The sequence below is a fragment of the Bradyrhizobium sp. Crot121 genome, assembly GCF_059512385.1.
In genome coordinates, this window is the sequence record NZ_JCAMOR010000002.1 from 352210 (window position 1) to 374506 (window position 22297).

18 protein-coding genes are annotated in these 22297 nt (G+C 63.8%); 15 read left to right on the top strand and 3 right to left on the bottom strand.

Going from position 1 to position 22297, the window contains the following annotated elements; all coding sequences use genetic code 11:
- Positions 1-6: 6 nt before the first annotated feature.
- Entirely contained in the window at positions 7-900 is an 894-nt protein-coding gene (locus AC5ZGW_RS03745) for a sugar kinase (protein ID WP_130228620.1), read from the bottom strand.
- Between the two features lie 219 nt (positions 901-1119).
- Here AC5ZGW_RS03745 and AC5ZGW_RS03750 point away from each other — a divergent pair, with 219 nt between their 5' ends.
- The 10 genes from AC5ZGW_RS03750 (at position 1120) to AC5ZGW_RS03795 (ending at position 12070) form a co-directional block, all read left to right on the top strand.
- A complete protein-coding gene (locus tag AC5ZGW_RS03750) occupies positions 1120-2379 on the top strand; it encodes a Glu/Leu/Phe/Val family dehydrogenase (RefSeq protein WP_028165020.1) in 1260 nt (419 codons plus the stop codon).
- Positions 2376-3224, top strand: a complete 849-nt coding sequence (locus AC5ZGW_RS03755; protein ID WP_130228621.1) for a VOC family protein — start codon at positions 2376-2378, stop codon at positions 3222-3224. The genes AC5ZGW_RS03750 and AC5ZGW_RS03755 overlap by 4 nt, the downstream gene beginning before the upstream one ends.
- Before the next feature lie 238 nt (positions 3225-3462).
- On the top strand, positions 3463-4170 hold the full coding sequence (locus tag AC5ZGW_RS03760; RefSeq protein ID WP_196237303.1) for a TetR/AcrR family transcriptional regulator: 708 nt from the start codon (positions 3463-3465) through the stop codon (positions 4168-4170).
- A gap of 208 nt (positions 4171-4378) precedes the next feature.
- Positions 4379-5188, top strand: a complete 810-nt coding sequence (locus AC5ZGW_RS03765; RefSeq protein ID WP_028165017.1) for an ABC transporter permease — start codon at positions 4379-4381, stop codon at positions 5186-5188.
- A 64-nt stretch (positions 5189-5252) separates the two neighbouring features.
- Complete coding sequence (locus AC5ZGW_RS03770; RefSeq protein WP_130228622.1) at positions 5253-6248, top strand: ABC transporter substrate-binding protein; 996 nt, start codon at positions 5253-5255, stop codon at positions 6246-6248.
- Between the two features lie 130 nt (positions 6249-6378).
- Entirely contained in the window at positions 6379-7224 is an 846-nt protein-coding gene (locus tag AC5ZGW_RS03775) for an ABC transporter ATP-binding protein (protein WP_130228623.1), read from the top strand.
- A 230-nt stretch (positions 7225-7454) separates the two neighbouring features.
- Complete coding sequence (locus AC5ZGW_RS03780) at positions 7455-8855, top strand: hypothetical protein (protein ID WP_130228624.1); 1401 nt, start codon at positions 7455-7457, stop codon at positions 8853-8855.
- Positions 8852-10003 carry a Gfo/Idh/MocA family protein gene (locus AC5ZGW_RS03785; RefSeq protein ID WP_130228625.1) on the top strand — a complete coding sequence of 384 codons (1152 nt, stop codon included), beginning with the start codon at positions 8852-8854 and terminating at the stop codon, positions 10001-10003. Before AC5ZGW_RS03780 ends, AC5ZGW_RS03785 begins: the two co-directional genes overlap by 4 nt.
- Before the next feature lie 10 nt (positions 10004-10013).
- Positions 10014-11207, top strand: coding sequence for a dihydrodipicolinate synthase family protein (locus AC5ZGW_RS03790; protein WP_130228626.1), 1194 nt, complete (start codon positions 10014-10016; stop codon positions 11205-11207).
- The gene (locus AC5ZGW_RS03795; protein WP_130228627.1) at positions 11207-12070 is read left to right on the top strand and encodes a sugar phosphate isomerase/epimerase family protein; all 864 of its coding nucleotides are present in this window, start codon (positions 11207-11209) and stop codon (positions 12068-12070) included. The genes AC5ZGW_RS03790 and AC5ZGW_RS03795 overlap by 1 nt, the downstream gene beginning before the upstream one ends.
- A 31-nt stretch (positions 12071-12101) precedes the next feature.
- Here AC5ZGW_RS03795 and AC5ZGW_RS03800 read toward each other — a convergent pair whose 3' ends face one another.
- Entirely contained in the window at positions 12102-13778 is a 1677-nt protein-coding gene (locus AC5ZGW_RS03800; protein WP_496113857.1) for a Spy/CpxP family protein refolding chaperone, read from the bottom strand.
- A gap of 413 nt (positions 13779-14191) precedes the next feature.
- Entirely contained in the window at positions 14192-15427 is a 1236-nt protein-coding gene (locus tag AC5ZGW_RS03805) for a cytochrome P450 (protein ID WP_130228935.1), read from the bottom strand.
- A 103-nt stretch (positions 15428-15530) separates the two neighbouring features.
- On the opposite strand from AC5ZGW_RS03805, the gene AC5ZGW_RS03810 reads away from it, so the two are divergent.
- From AC5ZGW_RS03810 to AC5ZGW_RS03830, 5 genes are all read left to right on the top strand, one after another.
- Positions 15531-16076 carry a phosphonopyruvate decarboxylase gene (locus tag AC5ZGW_RS03810; RefSeq protein WP_130228934.1) on the top strand — a complete coding sequence of 182 codons (546 nt, stop codon included), beginning with the start codon at positions 15531-15533 and terminating at the stop codon, positions 16074-16076.
- Complete coding sequence (locus tag AC5ZGW_RS03815; RefSeq protein ID WP_130228933.1) at positions 16073-16660, top strand: thiamine pyrophosphate-dependent enzyme; 588 nt, start codon at positions 16073-16075, stop codon at positions 16658-16660. The genes AC5ZGW_RS03810 and AC5ZGW_RS03815 overlap by 4 nt, the downstream gene beginning before the upstream one ends.
- 325 nt (positions 16661-16985) lie before the next feature.
- The gene (locus AC5ZGW_RS03820; protein WP_130228932.1) at positions 16986-17687 is read left to right on the top strand and encodes a TetR/AcrR family transcriptional regulator; all 702 of its coding nucleotides are present in this window, start codon (positions 16986-16988) and stop codon (positions 17685-17687) included.
- Between the two features lies 1 nt (position 17688).
- Entirely contained in the window at positions 17689-18882 is a 1194-nt protein-coding gene (locus AC5ZGW_RS03825) for an efflux RND transporter periplasmic adaptor subunit (RefSeq protein WP_130228931.1), read from the top strand.
- A 16-nt stretch (positions 18883-18898) separates the two neighbouring features.
- Complete coding sequence (locus tag AC5ZGW_RS03830; protein WP_130228930.1) at positions 18899-21997, top strand: MexW/MexI family multidrug efflux RND transporter permease subunit; 3099 nt, start codon at positions 18899-18901, stop codon at positions 21995-21997.
- Positions 21998-22297 lie beyond the last annotated feature (300 nt).

The window sequence follows — 22297 nt, forward strand, 5'->3', positions numbered from 1 at the left end:
GCTCCCTTACGCGTTGATCTGGAACTCCTGCTTCACCGCCTCGATGTCGGTAAGCGTCGGCAGGCCAGCCTCGTTGCCGAGCTTCTGGATCTTGTAGGTCGACGCCGCGCGCGCGAACTCGAAATGATCGCTCCAGGTTTTGCCGGGATGCGCGAGATAGGAATAGATATAGGCGCCATGGAACACATCGCCGGCGCCGTTGGTGTCGATCACGCGCTCGCGCGGGATCGGCAGCGCAGGCGTGGTGCGGACCACGCCGGCTTCGTCATACCAGAGCAGGCCCTTCTCGCCCTGCGTCACTCCGCCAACCCGGCAGCCGCGGCCCTTGAGATAATCGAGCATCTTTTCCGGCGTCAGGTCCATCTGCTCGCAGAGGCGCTCGGCGACGATCGCGACGTCGATATATTCCAATAGCTCATGGGTGTTGGTGCGCAGGCCGCCGCCGTCGAGCGAGGTCAGGATGCCATCCTCGCGGCAAAGCTTTGCATAATGAATGGCAGCGTCCGGCTGGTGGCCGTCGATATGCAGCGCGCGGCAGCCCTTCAGGTTCAACAGCGGGAAGGGATGAATATGCTCGTCGTCGCGGCAGCGGACGATGGCGCGCTTGCCATCCTTCGGCATGATGAAGGACAGCGAGGATGAGTTGACCTTGCGCGGATGGACGGAGATTCCGTACTTCGCGGCCATGTCCCAGAACATCCGCCCGAGCCAATCATTCGCCATCGTGGCGATCAGGTCCGGCACGATGCCGAGCTTGGCGCAGCAAAATGCCGCAGTGACGGCATTGCCGCCGAAGGAGACCGCATAGGCGTCGGCCACATGTTTCTCGTCGCCGGTCGGCAGATGGTCGGTGATGAAGGTGACGTCGATATAGGTCTGTCCGATGAAGAGGGCCTGCATTCGTTTTCCGTCGTGAGGTGATGGGTGGTCCCGGCGGCAGCTTCAGCTTAGCACCGGATATTATGTGCGTTCGCCGAAATTATTCGCAACCATGCCGTCTTTGCGGCTTGAGATGGCCAAGTGAGCGGACTACCACCGTTCCGGCGTTTGCCAGCATGCCGTCCGATAACGGACGGTGGCTGTCCTGAGTTCCTGGTTGCAATACAAAGGGGGTAGGGGATGACCGTATATTCCGGGCCGGTGTTCGAGATGGCGGCGAACCAGTTCAACGTGATCGCCAACCATCTCGAAATCCCCATGGACGAGCGCGACCGGCTGTTGATGCCGAAGCGGTCCGTCACCGTCTCCTGCCCAATCCACCGCGATGACGGCACGGTGGCGGTGTTCGAGGGCTATCGCGTTCAGCACCATCTCACCATGGGCCCGACCAAAGGTGGCACCCGCTTTGCGCCCTCGGTCGATATCGGCGAGGTCGCCGCACTCGCGATCTGGATGAGCTGGAAATGCGCTCTTGTCGGTCTTCCCTATGGCGGCGCCAAGGGCGGGGTCAATGTCGATGTGACGCAGATCTCCAAGCGTGAACTGGAGTCGCTGTCGCGGCGCTACATGCAGGAGATGATTCCCTTCGTCGGCCCGCACACCGATGTGATGGCCCCGGACATGGGTACCAATGAGCAGGTGATGGCCTGGTTCATGGATACCTACTCGATGTACCAGGGCCAGACTGTGACCGAGATCGTCACGGGAAAGCCGGTCTCTTCCGGCGGCACGCTGGGCCGGCGCGAGGCGACCGGCCGCGGCGTCGCCTATCTCGCCAGGCGCGTGCTGAAGGAGCTTGGGATTAATCTCTCCGGCGCCACCGCCGTAGTCCAGGGCTTCGGCAATGTCGGTTCCTATGCCGCGCTGGAGTTGCATCACTACGGCCTCAAGATAACAGCGGTCTCCGACCACACCGGCGCGCTCTATGACGAGAAGGGCCTCGACATCCCGGCGCTGATGCACCATGCGCAGCTCCATGGCAGCATCGCGGGCTTCTCCAACGAACTGCATTTCGATCCCGCCGAGGTACTGACGCTGCCCTGCGACGTGCTGGTGCCGGCCGCGATGGAGCGCGTGATCGACGCTCGCGTCGCCGGCAAGCTCAGGTGCCGCGTGCTGGCGGAAGGCGCCAACGGTCCGACCACGCCGGAGGCCGATCTTGTCCTGGACAAGCGTCGAGATGAAATATTCCTCATTCCCGATATCCTCTGCAATTCCGGCGGCGTGGTGGTTAGCTACTTCGAATGGGTGCAGGATCTGCAGCAATTGTTTTGGGAAGAGGAGGAGGTGATGCGACGCGAATACCAGATCCTCGACCGCGCCTTCGAGACGATGCTGAAGCGCGCGAAGACGGACAACATCCCGCATCGCACTGCGGCGATGGCGATCGGCGTGGAGAAAGTCCGTGCCGCCAAGAACACGCGGGGGCTGTTCCCATGATCACCGCGCTCGACCATGTCGTCGTCCTCACCGGCGATATCGAGGCGGCGACGGCGGCTTATGAGACGCTGTTCGCACGCTCGCCAGCGTGGAAGAACGTCAGCGACGGCGCGGCGCGGGTGCTGTTCACGCTGGACAACACATCGGTGGAATTGATGGCGCCGAGCGGCGAGGGCGAGAATGCGGGCCGGATTCGCGCCGTGTTGGCATCGCAGGGCGAGGGGTTAGCGAGCCTGTGCTTCCGCACCAACGATATCGAAAAGATGCATCGCAGGCTGGAGCGGCTGACGCTGCGGCCGGAGCCGGTCTCGGAGGTGGAGAGCCAGGACGATATCTCCGGCGCGACGTTGTCCTGGAAGCGCACCCGCGCCGCCACCGATGCGACGCGCGGGGTGCGGATGTTCTTCCTCGAGCGGGAGCTGGAGCGCCCGCTCTCGGTCCGCACCCAGCCCGCGGGCATCACCGCGATGGACCACGTGGTGGTTGCGACCGCCGATCCCGAACCCGCCGCCGCGCTCTATGGCGCCCGCCTCGGCCTCGACATGGCGCTCGATCGTTCGCACGCAGATTGGGGCCGGCTGATGTTCTTCCGCTGCGGCGATTTGATCGTCGAGGTCGCGCACAAGCCCGGCAAGACGGAGGCCGATGCACCCGACCGCCTGCGCGGCATCTGCTGGCGCGTCACCGACATCGATGCCACCCATGCGCGGCTCGTTGCCGCCGGCGTCGACGTCTCCGAAATCCGCACCGGCCGCAAGCCGGGCACGCGCGTGATGACCGTGCGTACCGGTACCTGCAGCGTGCCGACGCTGCTCGTGCAGCCGTCGCCGCTTGCATCTGCGTAGCGATTCACTCACGCCTCCCGCCGTTGTCGTCCGGGGCAAAGCCCGGAACGATGCCGTCATTCCGGGGCGTCCGAAGGACGAACCCGGAATCCATGTCGCCGCCTGCGCTGTGGCCAGATGGATTCCGGGTTCGCGCGTACGCGCGCCCCGGAATGACGGCTGGCGGGCATGCGTGATTCATTCTCAAACGCCGTCGGCCGTGCTACATCCAACATTCCGACTGAATTGAGCGATCCGATTGGCCAAGGCAAAGCGAGTTCTGAAGTGGCAGCGTGACCCCGAGGGGATGCGGCTGCGCATCCTGGAGGCGGCGAAGGCCGAGTTCGCCACTCATGGGCTCGCCGGCGCGCGCGTCGACAGCATCGCCAAGAAGGCCGGCGCCAACAAGCGCATGCTCTATTACCACGTCGGCAACAAGGAGGACCTCTACCTCGAGGTGCTCGAAGGCGCCTATGAGAAGATCCGCGCCGAAGAACGCGGGCTTGATCTCGAACATCTCGAGCCGCCGGAGGCGATCGCGCGGCTGATCGATTTCACCTGGAACTATTTCATCCGCAATCCGGAATTCCTGGCGCTGCTGAATACCGAGAATCTTGCGAAAGCGCGGCATTTGAAGCGTTCGACCAAGGTCAAATCGATGCATTCGCCGTTCGTCGAGATGATCCGCACGGTGGTCACACGCGGCGTGAAGAGCGGCGATTTCCGCGCCGCGGTCGATCCGGTGCAGCTCTATATCTCGATCGCCGCGCTTGCCTTCTTCTATCTCTCCAACAGCGCGACGCTGAGCGTGATCTTCGGCCGTGATCTCTTGTCGAAGGACGCCCGCGATGAACGGCTGGAGCACATGATTGCGCTGGTGCTGGCGGCCTTGACGGGGAAGTCGATCGCAGCGTTCGGCAAGAGCAAGGCGCCGAAGCTGCAGGTGACCGCGCAGCAGGCGGTTTAGCGAAGCTCGAAATTGTTGCATCGCGTCGTCATGGCCGGGCTTGACCCGGCCATCCACGTTTTTCCAAGTCCATAAGGCGTGGATGCCCGGGTCAAGCTGGGGCATGACGACCAAATGCACTCAAAATGCCGCGCGAAATCGGGCTGGACAGTATTTATCCAACGGGTTAATTTCCGGTCCTAGAAACGGTCAAGCAGGGAAGCGGAACGTGGCGGAGAGCAAGGAAGCGGGTGGCCTGTCGAGGCTGCTGAATGCGGCGTGGGTGCGCCCATTTCTGTTCCTGGTGTTCATTGTGGCGGCGTGGGACCTCGCCATCCGCCTGTTCCACATTCCCGCCTACCAGATCCCGTCGCCGGGCGACGTCGTCGCCGTGCTGCAGACGGACTGGCCGGAGCTGCTGCGGCAGTCGTGGCCGACGACCTATGCGACGGTCTGTGGTTTCCTGTTGTCGGCACTGTTCGGCATTCCCGTCGCGATGCTGATCGCGGGGTCGAGGACGGTGGAGAGTTATGTCTATCCGCTTCTGGTGTTCTCGCAGTCGGTGCCGAAGATCGCGATCGCGCCGCTGTTCGTGGTCTGGTTCGGGTTCGGCATCATCCCCAAAGTGATCTCGGCGTTCCTGCTCGGCTTCTTCCCGGTGGTGGTCTCGGCGGTGCAGGGATTCAAGTCTGTCGATCCCGATATGGTCGATCTCGCGCGTGCGATGCAGGGCAGCCGCTTCCAGGTGTTCCGTGCTGTCAACCTGCCGCATGCGATGCCCGCGATCTTCTCCGGCCTGAAAGTGTCGGTTACGCTGGCGGTGGTTGGTGCCGTCGTCGGCGAGTTCGTCGGCTCCAATTCCGGCATCGGCTATGTGATGCAGCGCTCGATCGGAACCTTTGACCTGCCCACGATGTTCGCCGCGCTGGTGATCCTGGCGCTGCTCGGCGTCATCCTGTTCTGGATCGTCGACCGCATCGAACGCCTGGTTATTCCCTGGCATGTCAGCCAGCGCGAGGACATTATTTTCGCTTCGTGAGTTATCCGGAAGGACAACAACAAGAGGTTTCGCCCGCAATGACGGGGAGAGGGAGGAGAACAAGATGCGATTGATAGCTGTGGTCTTGGCGACGCTGACCTGGACGGCGATGTCGGTGCTTCCGGCATCGGCCGCCGACAAGGTGGTGCTGATGCTCAACTGGTATGTCTATGGCGAGCACGCGCCGTTCTATTACGGCAAGGCCAAGGGCATCTATGCCGCCGAGGGCATCGATCTCGAGATCCAGGAAGGCCGCGGCTCGGCCGCGACCACGCAGGCGGTGGCGGCCAAGACCGCCAATTTCGGTTATGTCGACATTCCCACCATGATGCGCGCGGCGGTGAAGGGCGCGCCCGTCATCGCGACCGGCGTGCTCCTGCAGACCAGCCCGATGTCGGCGATGGGCTTCGTCGACAAGAACATCAGGAAGCCAGAGGATATCAAGGGCAAGACGGTTGCGATCACGCCGGCCGATTCGATGACGCAGATTTGGCCGCTGTTCCTGAAGAAGACCGGCCTGAAGGAGAGCGACTTCCAGACGGTTGCCGGCGACGGCCAGACCAAGCTGAATGCGGTCATCAACGGTCAGGCCGATATGTTGCTCGGCTATGTCATGGACCAGTCGATGAAGATCAAGGACGCCACCGGCAAGGACGTCTATCCGATCAAGTTCGCCGATTACGGTATCCATCTGGTCTCCTCGGGCATCATCGCCAACAGCGACTATGTCAAGGCGAATGCCGATCTCGTTCGCCGCTTCATGTCGGCGACGACCAAGGCGGTGGAAGCCGCCGAGAAGGAGCCGAAGGCGGCGGCGCAGTCGATCCTCGATGCCAACCCCAAGGGCGGCAAGATCGACACGCTGACGCAGGGTTTTGAACTGACGATCCCGCTCTATCGCACCGATGAAACCAAGACCAAGCGGCCGTTCCAGGTCACCGACCAGAACATGAAAGACTCCGTCGAACTCATGGTCGAATATGGCGGGCTCGATGCCAAGGCTAAGGACAATCCGAAGGCCTTCTACACCAACGACTATCTGCCGAAGGGCGACTCGTGAAAATTTACCTCGACGTCATTGCGAGGAGCGACAGCGACGAAGCAATCCATCTATCCACTATGCCGCACTATGGATTGCTTCGCTTCGCTCGCAATGATGGGCTTCATCTGGCTTGGATGGATCTGACTTCATGAAACCGGCGACTAAAATCAATATGGATCAACCAGCCGCGCATCTGCGGCTGGTGTCCGACCGTGCCGCCGGCGATGCGTCCGGCATCAAGCTGTCCGGCGTCTCCAAGACCTACCGCTCGCGCGACGGCGACGTGCCGTCGCTGCGGCCGCTCGACTTCCACATCAACCAGGGCGAGTTCTTCGTCGTGGTCGGCCCGTCCGGCTGCGGCAAGTCGACCTTGCTCAAGATGATCTCCGGGCTGCTGCCGCCGACATCAGGCGAGATCCTGGTCGAGGGCGAGCCGGTGACGAAGCCGCACGGCAATGTCGGCATCGTCTTCCAGCACGCGCTGCTGCTGCCGTGGCGGAACATCCTCTCCAACGTGATGCTGCCGATCGACATGAAGAAGCTGCCGCGGGAAAAGTATCTGCCGCGGGCGAAAGAGCTTCTGAAGCTGGTCGGCCTCGAAGGCTTCGAGAAGAAGCTGCCATGGCAGCTCTCCGGCGGCATGCAGCAGCGCGCTTCGATCTGCCGCGCACTGGTGTATGACCCGAAGATCATGCTGATGGACGAGCCGTTCGGCGCGCTGGACGCGATGACGCGCGAGCGCATGAACGTGGAATTGATGCGGATCCAGCGCGAGACCGGCAAGACGGTGCTGTTGATCACCCACTCGATTCCCGAGGCGGTGTTCCTTGCCGACCGCGTGCTCGTGATGACCGAGCGTCCCGGCGCGATTGCGGCGATCTACGACGTGCCGCTGCCGCGGCCGCGCTCGCTGGATGCAATGTCCGATCCGGTCTTCACCGAGCTGGTGCAGCGCATCCGCAAGCACTTCTTCACCCAGGGATCGCTGGACTAGGACATGCAGGGATCGAGTCACCCTGGCGCGGCATCCTCCCACCTCTCCCCAGCGGGGAGAGGTGGGAACGCATCGATAGATGCGTTCCGGGTGAGGGGGAGTGCTCTATCGAGGGACTTGAGCCCCCTCACCCGAATTGCTTCGCAATTCGACCTCTCCCCGCTGGGGAGAGGTGGGGGCCCGCGGATCCGTTCATCCAAAATGCATCAGACTGCCGAGGTTTGAAGCTGATGCCGCCCCGTCTCGTTGTCCGAGATATTGCCCTGTTCGAACGTCCGGTCAGCTTTGCCCGGCCGTTCCGCTTCGGCGCGGTCGTGGTCAATGCGACGCCGCAGGCTTTCGTGCGGGTCGAGATCGAGGTGGAGGGGAAGAGCCGGGCGCTAGGTGCGAGCGCCGAATTCCTTGTGCCGAAATGGTTCGACAAGCGGCCAGAGCTTACGCCGGACGAAACGGTGCAGGAGCTGCGGCGGTCGCTCTTGATCGCGCGCGAGTTCTATCTCGCCCATTCCGGTTTTGACACCGCGTTCGGCCTGCATGCGGCCTGCATCGGCGCGCAAGTCGCGGCGTGCGCACGCGAGGACATTCCACCGTTGGCGGCAGCCTATGGACCGGCGGAAATCGACAAGGCGATCCTGGATGCGCTGCTCCGCTCCGTCGGCGTCAATTTCTTCGACGGCATGGCGCAGAACGTTGCCGGCATCGATGCACGGCTATCGCCCGATCTGGCTGACGGTGAAATCGCGGCTTTCCTCGCCGGGCGCAAGCGGCTTGAGCGGGTCGCGATCCGGCACACCGTTGGTCTCGACGACAAGATCGAAGGCGAGGGCGGTGTTGCCGACGCAAGGGAAAACGCCGGCGCGCGCTATTTCAAGCTCAAGCTCAACGGCGATCCCGAACATGATGCGGCGCGGCTGATCCGGATCGGCAATGAGCTGGCGACGCTTCCTTACGACTACGAGGTTACGCTCGATGCCAACGAGCAATATGCCGACCTTGCGGCGCTCGCCACTCTGGTCGACCGCCTCGACCGCGATCACGCAATGCAGCCGATCGCTGCAAAGCTGCTCTATATCGAGCAGCCGATGCCGCGCGACATCACCAAGGCCTCGCCGCTCGGCGCGCTGGCTAAAGGTGGCTTCATCATTGACGAGGCCGATGATTCCTACGATGCGTTTCCGGCGGCGCGGGCGCTCGGCTATCGCGGCATCTCCTCGAAATCCTGCAAGGGTCTCTACAAGTCGATCGTCAACGCGACGCGCGCGGCGAAATGGAGCGCGGATGGCGAAGCATATTTCGTCAGCGGCGAGGACCTGACCTGCCAGGCGGGGCTTGCCGTGCAGCAGGATCTGGCGCTCGGCGCGCTGATCGGCGTCACCCATGCCGAGCGCAACGGGCATCACTATGTCGACGGCTTTGCCGAGACGCCCATTGCCGAGGCAGAGGCATTCCTGTCGGCGCATCCCGATCTCTACGCCCGCGACCGCAAAGTGCGCCTCGCTATCCATGACGGCGATCTCATGACGGGATCGCTGACGACGCCGGGCTTTGCCACATCAGTGCATCCGGACTGGTCCACCCTGTCGCCGCTGGCGCGGCCAATAGCAAGAATTCTGCAGGAGCAAGCATTATGACCACCAAACGTCTCGGCCTGATCATGAACGGCGTCACAGGCCGGATGGGGCTCAACCAGCATCTGATCCGCTCGATCGTCGCGATCCGCAACCAAGGCGGAGTGCTGCTGTCGAATGGCGACCGCATCATGCCCGATCCGATCCTGGTCGGCCGCGACGCCGAAAAGGTCGGCGCGCTTGCCAAGCGCTTCGATATCGCGCGCGTCACCACCGACCTGGACAAGGCGCTGGCTGATCCCAACGACACCGTGTTCTTCGACGCTGCGACCACCCAGGCGCGGCCCTCGCTGCTGGCCAAGGCGATCAATGCCGGCAAGCATGTCTATTGCGAGAAGCCGATCGCGACCAATCTGGAAGAGGCGATTGCGGTGGTGAAGCTCGCCAACGCCAAGGGCCTCAAGCATGGCACGGTGCAGGACAAGCTGTTCCTGCCGGGCTTGAAGAAGCTCGCCTTCCTGCGCGACTCCGGCTTCTTCGGCCGCATGCTCTCGGTGCGTGGCGAGTTCGGCTACTGGGTGTTTGAAGGCGGGTGGCAGGAAGCGCAGCGACCGTCGTGGAATTACCGCGCTGAGGACGGCGGCGGCATCATCCTCGACATGGTCTGCCACTGGCGCTACGTGCTCGACAACCTTTTCGGCGAAGTGCAGAGCATCTCCTGCCTTGGCACGACCGATATCCCCGAGCGCTATGACGAGAAAGGCAAGGCCTACAAGGCCACCGCCGACGATTCCGCCTATGCGACGTTCCAGCTCAAGGGCGGCGTGATCGCGCATATCAACATGAGCTGGGTGACGCGCGTCTATCGCGACGACCTCGTCACCTTCCAGGTCGACGGCACCCATGGCTCGGCTGTGGCGGGGCTCACCGACTGCGTGATCCAGGCGCGGCAGGCGACGCCGCGGCCGGTGTGGAATCCGGATGAGAAGCGGCTGCACGATTTTTATGCCGACTGGCAGAAGCTGCCTGAGAATGCCGTCTACAACAACGGCTTCAAGGAGCAGTGGGAGATGTTTATCCGCCACGTCTGCGAGGACGCGCCCTACAAATACACGCTGCTCGAAGGCGCCAAGGGCGTGCAGCTCGCCGAATGCGCGCTTCGAAGCTGGAAGGAGCGGCGCTGGATCGACGTCGAACCGATCAGGCTGTGAGGGCAGGATCATGAACAGGCTCGTCCCGCCGATCTCTTCGCTCTCCCTGAAACTGCCGACCTCCGGCGGCGGCCTCGAGACCTATCGTCTCGCGGCGTCGCGGACCTTTCCCGCCAAGCTCGAGGGAACGCTGAACCGCGTCGCGTTCTCGGCGGCGCATGTCGTCGCCGACCCGCGCGCCGATGTCGATCCGTGGCTGACCGCCGCGGTCGACTGGGACAGGACGATCGCGTTCCGCGAACATGTCTGGGATCTGGGACTGGGCGTCGCGGAGGCGATGGACACCGCGCAGCGCGGCATGGGACTGGACTGGAATACCTCGCTGGAATTGATCCGGCGCTCGGTGAGCGCGGCGAAGGCCAAAGGCAATGCGCTGGTGTTTTCCGGCGCTGGCACCGACCACCTCGCGGTGGAGGACGCCAGGACGCTGGACGATGTGATCCGCGCCTATGAGGAGCAGATCGCCGCGATCGAGAAGGTCGGTGGCCGCATCATCCTGATGTGCTCGCGGGCGTTGGCAAAGCTCGGGCGGAGTGCGGACGACTACGCCAAAGTCTACGGCCGCGTGCTGTCGCAGGTCCGCGAGCCCGTGATCATCCACTGGCTCGGCGATATGTTCGATCCGGCGCTTGCGGGCTATTGGGGTACGAGCGATCTCGACAAGGCGATGGACACCGCGGTTGCCATCATCAACGCTCACGCAGGTAAGGTCGACGGTGTCAAGGTTTCGTTGCTCGACAAGCAGCGCGAGATCGACATGCGCCGGAGGCTCGATCCGCGCGTCAAGATGTATACCGGCGACGACTTCAACTATGCCGAACTGATCGCCGGCGACGAGCAGGGTTTCTCGCACGCGCTGCTCGGCATCTTCGATGCGATCGCTCCGGCTGCATCCTATGCGCTGTCGCGATTGGCTGCGGGCGATGAAGCCGGCTTCCACGACGTGCTGGGGCCGACGGTGCCGCTGTCGCGCCACATCTTCAAGGCGCCGACGCGGTTCTACAAGACCGGCATCGTGTTCATGGCCTATCTCAACGGTCACCAGGATCACTTCACCATGATCGGCGGGCAGGAGAGCACGCGCTCGACGCTGCATCTCGCCGAACTGTTCCGCCTCGCCGATGCTGCGGGTCTGCTCGCCAATCCGGAATTGGCGACGCGGCGGATGAAGACGGTGCTGGCAACGCGCGGCGTTGAACCCTGATGCGCGATTTTTCTTCCGATCACCGCTGGCTGTCGCTGAACACGGCGACGGTCCGCAAGCAGGGCAACCTGGTCGAGATCATCGAAGCCTGCGCGCGCCACGGCATCCGCGCCATCGATCCCTGGCGCGATCAGGTCGCGGCCGTCGGCCTCGATCGCGCTGTGCGCGCGGTGCGCGACGCGGGGCTCGAATTGTCGGGCTATTGCCGCGGCGGCATGTTCGTTGCCGACGCTGCGCATCGGCTTGAGGCGCGCGACGACAACCGCCGCGCGGTCGATGAGGCCGCCGCGCTCGGCGCCTCCTGCATCGTCCTTGTGGTCGGCGGCCTGCCGCAATATTCGCGGCCGGGCAGCGCGGCCTCGAAGGACATAGCGGCAGCGCGCACGCAGGTGCATGACGGCATCGCCGAGATGCTGGAATATGCGAGAGGGGCAAAGCTGCCGCTTGCAATCGAGCCGCTGCACCCGGCCTATGCCGGCGACCGCGCCTGCGTGAACACCACCAGGCAGGCGCTTGATATCTGCGACACGCTGGACCCGCAGCGCAGCGGCATGCTCGGCGTCGCGCTCGATGTCTATCACATCTGGTGGGATCCGGAGTTGATGGGCCAGATCGCACGTGCGGGCAAGGACCGGTTGCTTGCGTTCCATGTCTGCGACTGGCTGGTGCCGACCAAGGACATCCTCAACGACCGCGGCATGATGGGCGACGGCGTGATCGACATCAAGTCGGTGCGCGCGGCGGTCGAAGCACAAGGGTATGCGGGCTATTCGGAGATCGAGATCTTTTCCAACGACTGGTGGAGCCGGCCGATGGATGAGGTCTTGCGGATCTGCATCGAGAGGCACCGGACCGCGGTTTAGGGGCGGTACTCAAGGCTCCCTGAAAGCGTGGTCATTGGCCTGCAGTCTGCTGCAGCGTGTTGAACCGCGCTTTCTGCTCGCTGCTCAGCGTGGCATAGAACTCGTCCAGTCTGGCTTGCACCCAATCGGCTGCCTCCAGCATGGCCTCTAGCCGCTTTTCCATCGCCTCAAGCCGTCCGACCGGCGTCAGTGGCACCTCGTCCGGGCAGGCAGCTTGCAGCCCTGCAACCGCTTTCTTCGTCGCGTTGCTTAAGCGATCGAGCGCTTCCTTTTGCTTGCCCGCGGGGTGTATCACCGCTTCGATCCGTTCGATCGGCAGCTGCGTAAGGCTGGACTTCGGATCGCCGCAGGCCTCGGACGCTTCCCGCGGCGGCTGCTGTTGCGAACGATCGCCGACATTGGGACCGAGCGCGTTGAAGCGCGCCTTTTGCTCGTCGCTCAGCGAGTCATAGAACCTCTCCAGCGCCGGCCGCACGATCTTCACCGCCTCGAGCGTGGCGGTGATGCGGTTCGTCATCGCCCGCAAGCGGCCGGGCGGCGTCAGCGCATAGGGTTCGCTGCAGGATTGCTTGAACACATCGGCAGCCTTTGCCGCCGCAATCTTCAATTCATCGAGCAAAGCACGCTGCTCCGGAGTCGGTTGGACGGCCCGCGTGATGTCGGCGATCGGCCAGGCGGTCACGCCCTTGTCCGGTGCTTCGCACACTTGCCGCAGAGTCTCTGGGCTCGCGCTTGGGCGTTGGCGGCCTCGGTAACCGGTGATCGCCTCGCCGGGCTCCGGGTATCGGGCGTAGGCGGAATACGGACTGTCCGCACCCCAGAATACGGTGTCGACGAAGTCGTCGTAAGCGTAAGCCCAATAGCCTGGCTCGTAGGCATAGGGCCAGAACGTGTAGTTGAAGATGTCGGAATAGGCATAGGGCCAGAACACCGGGCCGAGCCAGGCAACAAACACCGCGTGCTCGCCGTGCCGCCAGGCACGGTGGGGCGCCCAGGCCTGCTCCCGGGCCGCGAGCGCCGCTTGGGCTTGCAGAGCATCACTGCGGAAGTGCGCGGCAAATCGTCCGCGTGCTGCAGCCTCAAGGGCCGCGGCAGCGGCAGGTCGCTCGGCCGAAGGCTGCGGTGCCAACCGCTGCAGCCGCGCCTGATCACGTTGCTGCATAAGCTGCTCGCGCTGGATCTGGCGGTTCTGGGTCTGGAGCAACCGCTCTTGCGCGCGTTGCGCCCGCACGCCTTCCGGCTTTTGTGACTGCAATTGCTGCACGCGCTGCTGCAGGCGATCGATGCGGGTCTGGCGCTCTGCGCTCTGGCGCGAAAGCATCTCACGCTGCCGTTCCTGCACCATCTGCTGTTGCTTTTGGATTCGCTGCTCACGCGTTTCGATCTGCTCCTGTGGCGACGGCCGCGCGCCCACAGCGGGCGATGGGGCCGCCCGCGACGGTGCGGCGATGTCGGGCCCGTGACGCCCTGCCGTGGCCGGACGCTGCGGTGGCGCAGCCGGGCCAGGACGGATGTCGGGTCGGCGGATCTCAGGTCGTGGCCCGGCTACGCGTGGTGCAGCCGCGCGCGGAGGTGCGGCAATATGCAGCGCCGGACGCGGTGCCATGGTCGGCCGCTGTGGCGGGGGAGCGGCACGGATCGCCGGCGCGGCCGGCCGCGCCATTGCCGGAGGTCGCGCCATTGCCGGCGGCGGTGCGGGGCGGGCCATGGCGGGGGGTGGTCCTGCTGGTCGGGCTGCTGGTGCAGCCCCGCCACCCCGGAAAGCCTTGGTCCCCTGGGCGAACGAGCCGCCGCTCCAAGCGATTGCGCAGACACCAACTAAGAACGCTGTAAGGCGAACGCCGTGCGGAAGCATGATGGCAGCTCCCTCCTACTGGCTCTGGTCGCCCGCAAACATCAACGCGCAAGCGCAGACATCGTTCGTTTATCGCTTGTATGGCCCACATCGATTGCAATGCAGGGTGACGGGCGAGCACAAGCCGCGCACGGCGGCACCGCAAGGGGAGGGCTGGCTCACCCCCAGATGCTGCTCGGAGTGCACTATTCCGGCGAGGCCACGGGGCGGCGGTGGGACGGTGAAGAATGGGTCGCAGAAAAGCTGCAGCCCCAGCTGATCAGCCGCTAGGCATTGACCGTGCACGGCACGCTGAGGAAGCCGCGGAAACGGACGCGGCCGCCGCGGGTCGGCTCGCCGGCGAGCGCGTAATTCGGGAAGCGGGCGAGGAAGCGAGAGATCGCGATGGCGCCTTCGAGCCGCGCGAGCGCCATGCCGGCGCATTGGTGCGCGCCGGTGCCGAAGGCGAGATGGCGGTTCGGGGTGCGGGCGATGTCGAAACGTTCGGGGTCAGGAAATTGCGCGGGATCGCGGTTGGCGGCGCCGATGCAGAGCGTCACCGGCGTGCCCGCGGACATCTTGATGCCGCCGAGCTCGACCTCTTCCACGATCATGCGGTTGCCGAGCTGGTTCGAGCTCTCGTAGCGCAGCATCTCCTCGACCGCGGTCTTGATCAGGTCGGGCTGCGAGATCAGCCGCTGCTTTTCCTTGGGATAGCGCAGCAGCGTCACCAGGCCGTTGCCGATCAGATTGGTCGTGGTCTCATGGCCGGCGTTGAGCAGAAAGATGCAATTGTGCAGCAGTTCCTGCTCGGTCAGTCGCTCGCCATTGTCCTCACCATTACCTTCGCCTTGGATCAGTCGCGTCAGCACGTCGCGTTCGGGATTGCCCGGCTTGGCCCGCCGTCGCTCGACCAGCGTCTCCAGATAGGCGAGGAAGTCCTTCACGGCCTTGTTGCCGCGCGCAAATTGCTCTGATGAGATCACCGGCTCAAGCGCGCCCAGGATCGCGAGCGACCAGTCGCGCAAGGGGCCGCGCTCGTCGTGGGGCACGTCGAGCAGATTGCCGATCACCTCGACTGGGATCGCAGAGGCGAAATCCTCGATCAGCTCGACCTTGCCTTTGGCGGCGGTCGCATCGAGCAGGCCGTCGATCAGGCGGATCAGGTCGGGCTCCATTGCGGCGATCGCGCGCGGCGACAGCGCACCCATGATCAGGTGCCGCACGCGGGTGTGCGCCGGCGGGTCGTTGAAGACGAGGCTCGTGGTGTGATGCTCGTAGAGGAGGGAGTCGCCGTATTTCGGCGAAAACTCCTTCTTCTTGTCGGAGGAGAACGCTTTCGTGCTTTTATAGGCGGTGACGAGGTCGTCGTAGCGGGTCAGGAAGTAGGAGCCGTTGGGCAGGCGCTTGACGGGCGCGTTATCCCGCAGTGCACGATAGGTCGGGTAGGGATCTGCATAGAATTCCGGCGTCAGCCGTTCGAGGTCGAAACTCTCCGCCAGCTCTCGTGCGTTTCCTGTCATGCTGCCATTCTCTTTTTGAGAACTGATATGCCGTTTTTGTTCTTCCGGAAAGTGCCGCCCGCTTTACAGTTCGCTTGCCTCGCTTCTTCCTTCGGAAACGCCCATGCATGCCCGCACTGAAACTGCCTCCGACAGCCAGCCGGCCTGGCCGGAAGAGATTTTCTCGACATTGCAGCGCTTCGATGTCCGCCAGGTGCCTTACGTGCCCGACGCCGGGCACGCGCAACTGATCGAGCGCGTGCTCGGCTCCTCCACCATGCGCGGCATTCCGCTGACGACGGAGGAGGAGGGCGTGGCGCTGCTGCTCGGCGCCTGGTCTGGCGGCCAGCGCGGCGTGCTGCTGATGCAGTCGAGCGGTGTCGGCAACTGCATCAACATGCTGTCCCTGACGCAGATCTTCCGCTTCCCGTTCCTGACGCTGGTGACGATGCGGGGCGAATGGGGCGAGTTCAATCCGTGGCAGGTGCCGATGGGATCGAACACGCAGGCCGCCTTCGAGCTCTGCGGCGTCAAGGTGCTGCGGGCGACGCATCCCGAGGAAGTGCGCGAGGTCGTCGAGGCCGGCGCGGCGCAGGCTTATAACGCTGCAACGCCGACCGCCGTGCTGCTGTCGCAGCGGCTGATCGGGGCAAAGGTATTCGTGAAATGAGCAAGGCCAATCTTCTGGACCGCCGCGCAGTCGTCGCCCACCTGCTGAAGGACCGTAACGGCGCGATCGCGGTCGGCGGCCTCGGCGCCTCGACCTATGACATCGCCGCCGCCGGCGATGATGCCCGCAATTTCTATCTCTGGGGCGCCATGGGCGGTGCGGTCATGATTGGACTCGGGCTCGCGCTGGCGCAACCCAAGCTGCCGGTGATCGTCATCACCGGCGACGGTGAGATGCTGATGGGGCTCGGGAGCCTCGCCACCGTCGGCGCGCAGAAGCCCGCCAACCTCTCCATCGTCGTGCTCGACAACGAAGCCTATGGCGAGACCGGAGGACAGGTCAGCCATACTGCCACTTCGGTCGACCTGGTCGGCGTCGCCAAGGCCTGCGGCATCGCCGACAGCCGCGCGATCACCACCATGGCCGAGGTCGAAGCGTTCGCGCTGTCGCTGAAGGAAGCGGACGGTCCGCGCTTCGCCAATGTGAAGATCGACGGCGCCAATCTGGAGCGGGTGTTGTCGAACCGCGACGGCACCTTCATCGTCAACCGCCTGCGCGGCTCGCTGGGCTACCAGCCGATTTAGGGAGTTTCGTAACCCGGATGGAGGGCAGCGCAACCCGGAATCCCTGAGTCAACGTTGAGAGAGCGGCCCTGGGTTATGCTGGCGCTTCACCCGGGCCACGGCATTCGTTCAAATTGCTTGCGACTCGACCCTCTCCGTGGGAGGAGTACGGTTCCCGTAGCGGTCGGCGGGCGCGCCTGCCGATTTTTGTCAAGTGTGACATCGCGTTATCTTCCTGACGGTACAAGACCTTATCGGGAGGTGGGGGCGTAACCCAACCTTAAGTTCTATTTTTGCACTGCCGTAAATTCTTGACAATCTTTAAGGTGAGTGATTACTCACGCGCATGTCTACCCTGCGCATGACAAGTGACTTGCGGCGTCAGCTGATCCTCAGCGCCGCCAAGCGGTGCTTCGCCCGCCATGGCTTTGCCGGCACCACGACCAAGAGCGTGGCGGCCGCCGCTTCCATTTCGGAAGGGCTGTTGTTCAAGCACTTCCCGTCCAAGGCGGCGCTTTACGCCGAGATCCTCGCCGAAGAGTGCGAGGCCGATCCGGATCTCGCGCACCTGCTCGGGCAGGACCCCTCGACCGCAACCCTGGTCGAACTTGTGAAGGGCATGGTCGGGCATTTCCTGGAGGTATCACAGGGGCCGGACGAGCAAGAGGCGCAGCGGCTGCGGCTGATGACCTCCAGCCACCTCGACGACGGTGAGTTCGCGCGCCTGCTATACGGCAAGGTCGGCGAACTGATCGCGCCGGTCTTCACCGCATCGATGGAACGCGCCGTTGCCGCCGGCGACGCCACCCGCATCGGCAGCGTGCCGCTCAACCTGTTCTGGTTCGCGCACCACGTCGTGCTGATGTCGGCGCTAACGCGGTTGCCGACGACGCCGTGCCTCAGCTACGGCGACGCGCCCGACCTCGAGCGCCAACTTTCCGAATTCATCCTGCGCGGCATCGGGCTCACCGAAGCCGCGATTTCCTTTTATTTGAACCGTCAGCCGTCACCGAGCCGGGGACAATCGGTAACAGCAGAAAGTGCATGACATGAACATCGTCACCGAAACCAACATCAAGGGCGAACCGATCGATAAAAAGCCGCACAAGCGGCCGGTCAGGATGGGGCGCTGGTTCATCATCGTTGGATTGCTGCTGGCGCTCGTCGTCGGCGGCCTGGTCTGGTTCAACTATTTCCGCGCCAAGATGATCGGCGAGTTCTTCGCCAACATGAAGCCGCCGCCGGTGACGGTGAATGCGGCCGAGGCGAAATCGGAAGTCGTGCCGAACCTGTTGACCGCGGTCGGCGAACTCGCCGCCGTGCACCAGGTCAACGTCACCTCCGACGTCTCGGGACGCATCACGGATATCCTGTTCACCGCAGGCGCCGAGGTAAAGGCGGGTGCGCCGCTGCTCCAGTTGTTCGACGGGCCGGAGCAGGGCGATCTCGCCAGCTTCAAGGCGCAGGCGACGGTGGCGCAGCTTTCGCTCGATCGCGCCAAGCAGCTTGCCGCGCGCAATTTTGGGCCGCAGGCTACGGTCGACCAGACCCAGGCTGCGTATGACCAGGCCCTGGCCGGTATTGCCAAGACCGAGGCGCTGATCTCGCAGAAGCTGGTCCGCGCCCCCTTCAATGGCGAGCTTGGCGTGCGCAGGGTCGAGGTCGGTCAATATCTGACCGCTGGCAACCAGATCGTGTCGCTGACCGATCTGTCGATGCTCTACGACAATTTCACCGTGACGGAAAAGGACAGCGGCCAGCTCAAAGTCGGCCAGACCGTCCGCATCAAGGTGGACGCCTATCCGGATCGCGTCTTCGAGGGCAAGCTGACCACGATCGAGCCGCAGGTCGCGACCGACACCCGCAACATCCGCGTGCAGGCCACCGTCGCGAACCCCGAAAAGATCCTCAAGCCCGGCATGTTCGCGACCACCACGGTGGTGCTGCCCGACAAGCCGCCGGTGATCACGGTTCCGGAAACCGCGGTCGACTACTCGCTCTATGGCGACTCGGTCTACCTGATCACCGAGAAGAAGGAGAACGACGGCAAGACCAGCCTGACGGCGGTGCGTACCTTCGTGCAGACCGGCAAGCGATTTGGCGGCCGCACCGAGATCGTCCGCGGCCTGAAGGCCGGCGACCGCATCGTGGCGCTCGGTCAGATCAAGCTGCAGTCGGGCGCCGCGGTTGCGATCTCCACCGAGCCGACGCCGCCGATCCCGGCCGAACCGCCGCGCTACTGAGAAGCAGGACCCCGTAATGTCCTTTACCGACATCTTCATCAAGCGGCCGGTCCTGTCGGTCGTCGTCAGCCTGCTGATCCTCCTGATCGGCTTGCGGGCTGCGACCGTGCTGCCGATCCGGCAATATCCGAAACTGTCGAACACGGTGGTCAACGTCACCACCAGCTATCCCGGTGCGTCGGCCGACCTGATCCAGGGCTTCATCACGACGCCGATCGAGCAGGCGGTCGCCTCGGCCGAAGGCGTCGACTACATCACCTCGTCCTCGGTGCTCGGCACCTCCACGATCCAGGTCTACATCAAGCTGAACTTCGACCCGAACCAGGCGCTCACCGAGGTGCTGGCCAAGGTCAACTCGGTCAAATACCTGATCCCGAAGGAATCGAACGACCCGGTCGTCACCAAGACCACCGGCCAGACCACGGCCGTGATGTATCTCGGCTTCTCCAGCGAGGAGCTGTCGGGATCGGCGATCTCGGATTACCTCACGCGCGTGGTCCAGCCGTTGCTGTCGACGGTTGATGGCGTGGCTTCCGCCGACATCCTCGGCGGCCAGACCTTCGCGATGCGACTATGGCTCGACCCGATCAAGATGGCGGGGCGCGGCGTGTCGCCCACGGATGTTGCGCAGGCGATTGCGTCCAACAACTTCCAGGCCGCCGCCGGCCAGTCCAAGGGCTACTACATCGTCTCCAACGTTTCGACCAACACCGATCTGCGCAACATCGACGAGTTCAAGCGCATGATCGTGAAGTCGAGGGAGGGCGGCTTCGTCCGGATGGAGGATATCGCGCAAGTCGAACTTGCCGCCCAAAGCACGGACGCGAGCGTCGCGTTCAATGGCGAGCATGCGATCTTCATCGGTATCAACGCGACCCCGCAAGGTAACCCGCTGACCCTTGTGAAGGGCGTCCGCGCCCTGTTCCCGGAACTCGAGCGCAACCTGCCGCCGTCGCTGAAGATGAAGGTGGCCTACGATTCCACCAAGTTCATTCAATCGTCGATCGACGAGGTGGAGAAGACGCTCGGCGAAGCCGTCGTGATCGTCATCGTGGTGATCTTCCTGTTCCTGGCCTCGATCCGCTCGGTCATCATCCCCGTGGTGACGATCCCGCTATCGCTGGTCGGCGTCTGCAGCCTGATGCTGGTCATGGGTTTCAGCATCAACCTCCTGACCCTGCTCGCGATGGTGCTCGCGATCGGTCTCGTGGTCGACGACGCCATCGTGGTGGTGGAGAACATCCACCGCCATCTTGAGGAGGGCAAGACGCCGGTACAGGCGTCACTGATCGGGGCACGCGAGATCGTCGGTCCGGTCATCTCCATGACCATCACGCTCGCCGCGGTGTACGCGCCGATCGGCTTCCTCGGCGGCCTCACCGGTGCGTTGTTCCGCGAATTCGCCTTCACGCTCGCGGGCTCGGTGATCGTGTCGGGCGTGATCGCGCTGACGCTGTCGCCCATGATGTGCTCGGTGCTGCTGAAGAACACCGAGGAAGGGCGTTTCGCGCGAGCGGTTAACCGCGTGTTCGGTTCGTTGACGCGCTGGTACGGTCGCAAGCTCGACCGCTCGCTCGATTACCGACCGATCACCGGCCTGTTTGCGCTGACCATGCTCGGCCTCGTCGGCTTCCTCTACATGCACACGATGAAGGAGCTCGCGCCCGAAGAGGACCAGGGCATCGTGTTCGCGCTGACGAAGGCGCCGAAATACGCCAACATCGACTACGTCGACTTCTACGGCGAGAAGATGGACAAGGTGTTCCAGAAGTTTCCGGAGACGGATCTGCGCTTCATCCTGAATGGCACGCCGAGCGCGCAAAGCGGCATCGCCGGCATGCTGCTCACCCCGTGGGATGAGCGCAAGCGTTCGGCCATTGCGTTGAAGCCGCTGGTGCAGGCGGAGCTGTCCAAGATCGAAGGCGTCAACGCCTTCGCTTTCAACCTGCCGCCGCTGCCGGGTGGTCCGGGCGGCCTGCCGGTGCAGATGGTGATCAATTCGACCGTCAGCTTCCAGGCCATCTATGAGCAGATGGAGAAGTTGAAGGCAGCCGCCCGCAAGAGCGGTATGTTCATCGTCTCCGACAGCGATCTCGATTTCAACCAGCCGGTGGTGCGCGTCCGCGTCGACCGCTCCAAGGCAAGCGACCTCGGCATCAACATGCAGCAGGTCGGCGCGACACTGGCCACGCTGCTCGGCGGCAACTACGTCAACCGCTTCAATCTGGAGGGGCGTTCCTACCAGGTGATCCCGCAGGTGCCGCGTGCCGTCCGCCTGTCGCCGGAGGCGCTTGGCGGCTACTACGTGCCGACCAACACCGGGCAGTTGGTGCCGATCTCGACCGTCGTCTCGATCGAGACGGGCACCGATCCGAACGCGCTGACGCACTACAACCAGCTCAACTCGGCGACCTTCTCGGCGGTGCCGATGCCGGGCGTGACGGTGGGCCAGGCGGTCGACTTCCTCGAAGGCGAGGCCAAGAAACTGCCGGCCGGCTTCGGCCATGACTATCTGGCGGACTCGCGGCAATATGTGCAGGAGGGCAACCAGCTCGTCATCACCTTCGCGTTCGCCGTGATCATCATCTTCCTGGTGCTGGCGGCGCAGTTCGAGAGCTTGCGCGACCCACTGGTCATCATGGTCTCGGTGCCCATGGCGATCGTCGGCGCCCTGATCCCGCTGTTCTTCGGCGTCGCGACGATGAACATTTATACCCAGGTCGGGTTGCTGACGCTGGTCGGCCTCATCACCAAGCACGGCATCCTGATGGTGGAGTTCGCCAATGAACTGCAGCTCAACGAGGGGCTCGACCGCCGCTCGGCGATCGAGATGGCGGCCCGCATCCGGCTGCGTCCGATCCTGATGACGACGGCGGCGATGGTCACCGGCCTGCTCCCGCTGTTGACCGCGTCGGGTGCCGGTGCGGCCAGCCGGTTCTCGATCGGTCTCGTCGTGGTCGCGGGCATGCTGATCGGTACGCTGTTCACGCTGTTCGTGCTGCCCGCGGTCTATGTCACGATCGCCACCGATCACCGGGCGAAAGCGACTTCAGAGCGCAACAAGCAGATCGCCGACTACGAGCTCGGCGATAGCGGAGCGCTCAAGCCTACCTGAGACTTCTTGGCCCCAAAGTCTCAGCGAAAGGGCGGCGACGGTTCTACCGTTGCTGCCCTTTTGGTTTTTGTGGAAGCATGTCTGCTGTCGTCCCGGGCTTGACCCGGACCCATAACCACAGGGAGGTGTTGTACGCGAGCAAGCGGTTATAGCTTGGCCCATCGCATGGGCCTGTGGTTATGGGTCCCGGATCGGCGTTCGCTTCGCTCACTTGTCCGGGACGACGGCGAGTTTCCTTGCTAGAAAGTCGCAAGCTCTACAGCATGCGCGCATAAACAACTGAGCTTTAGGGGAAACAGA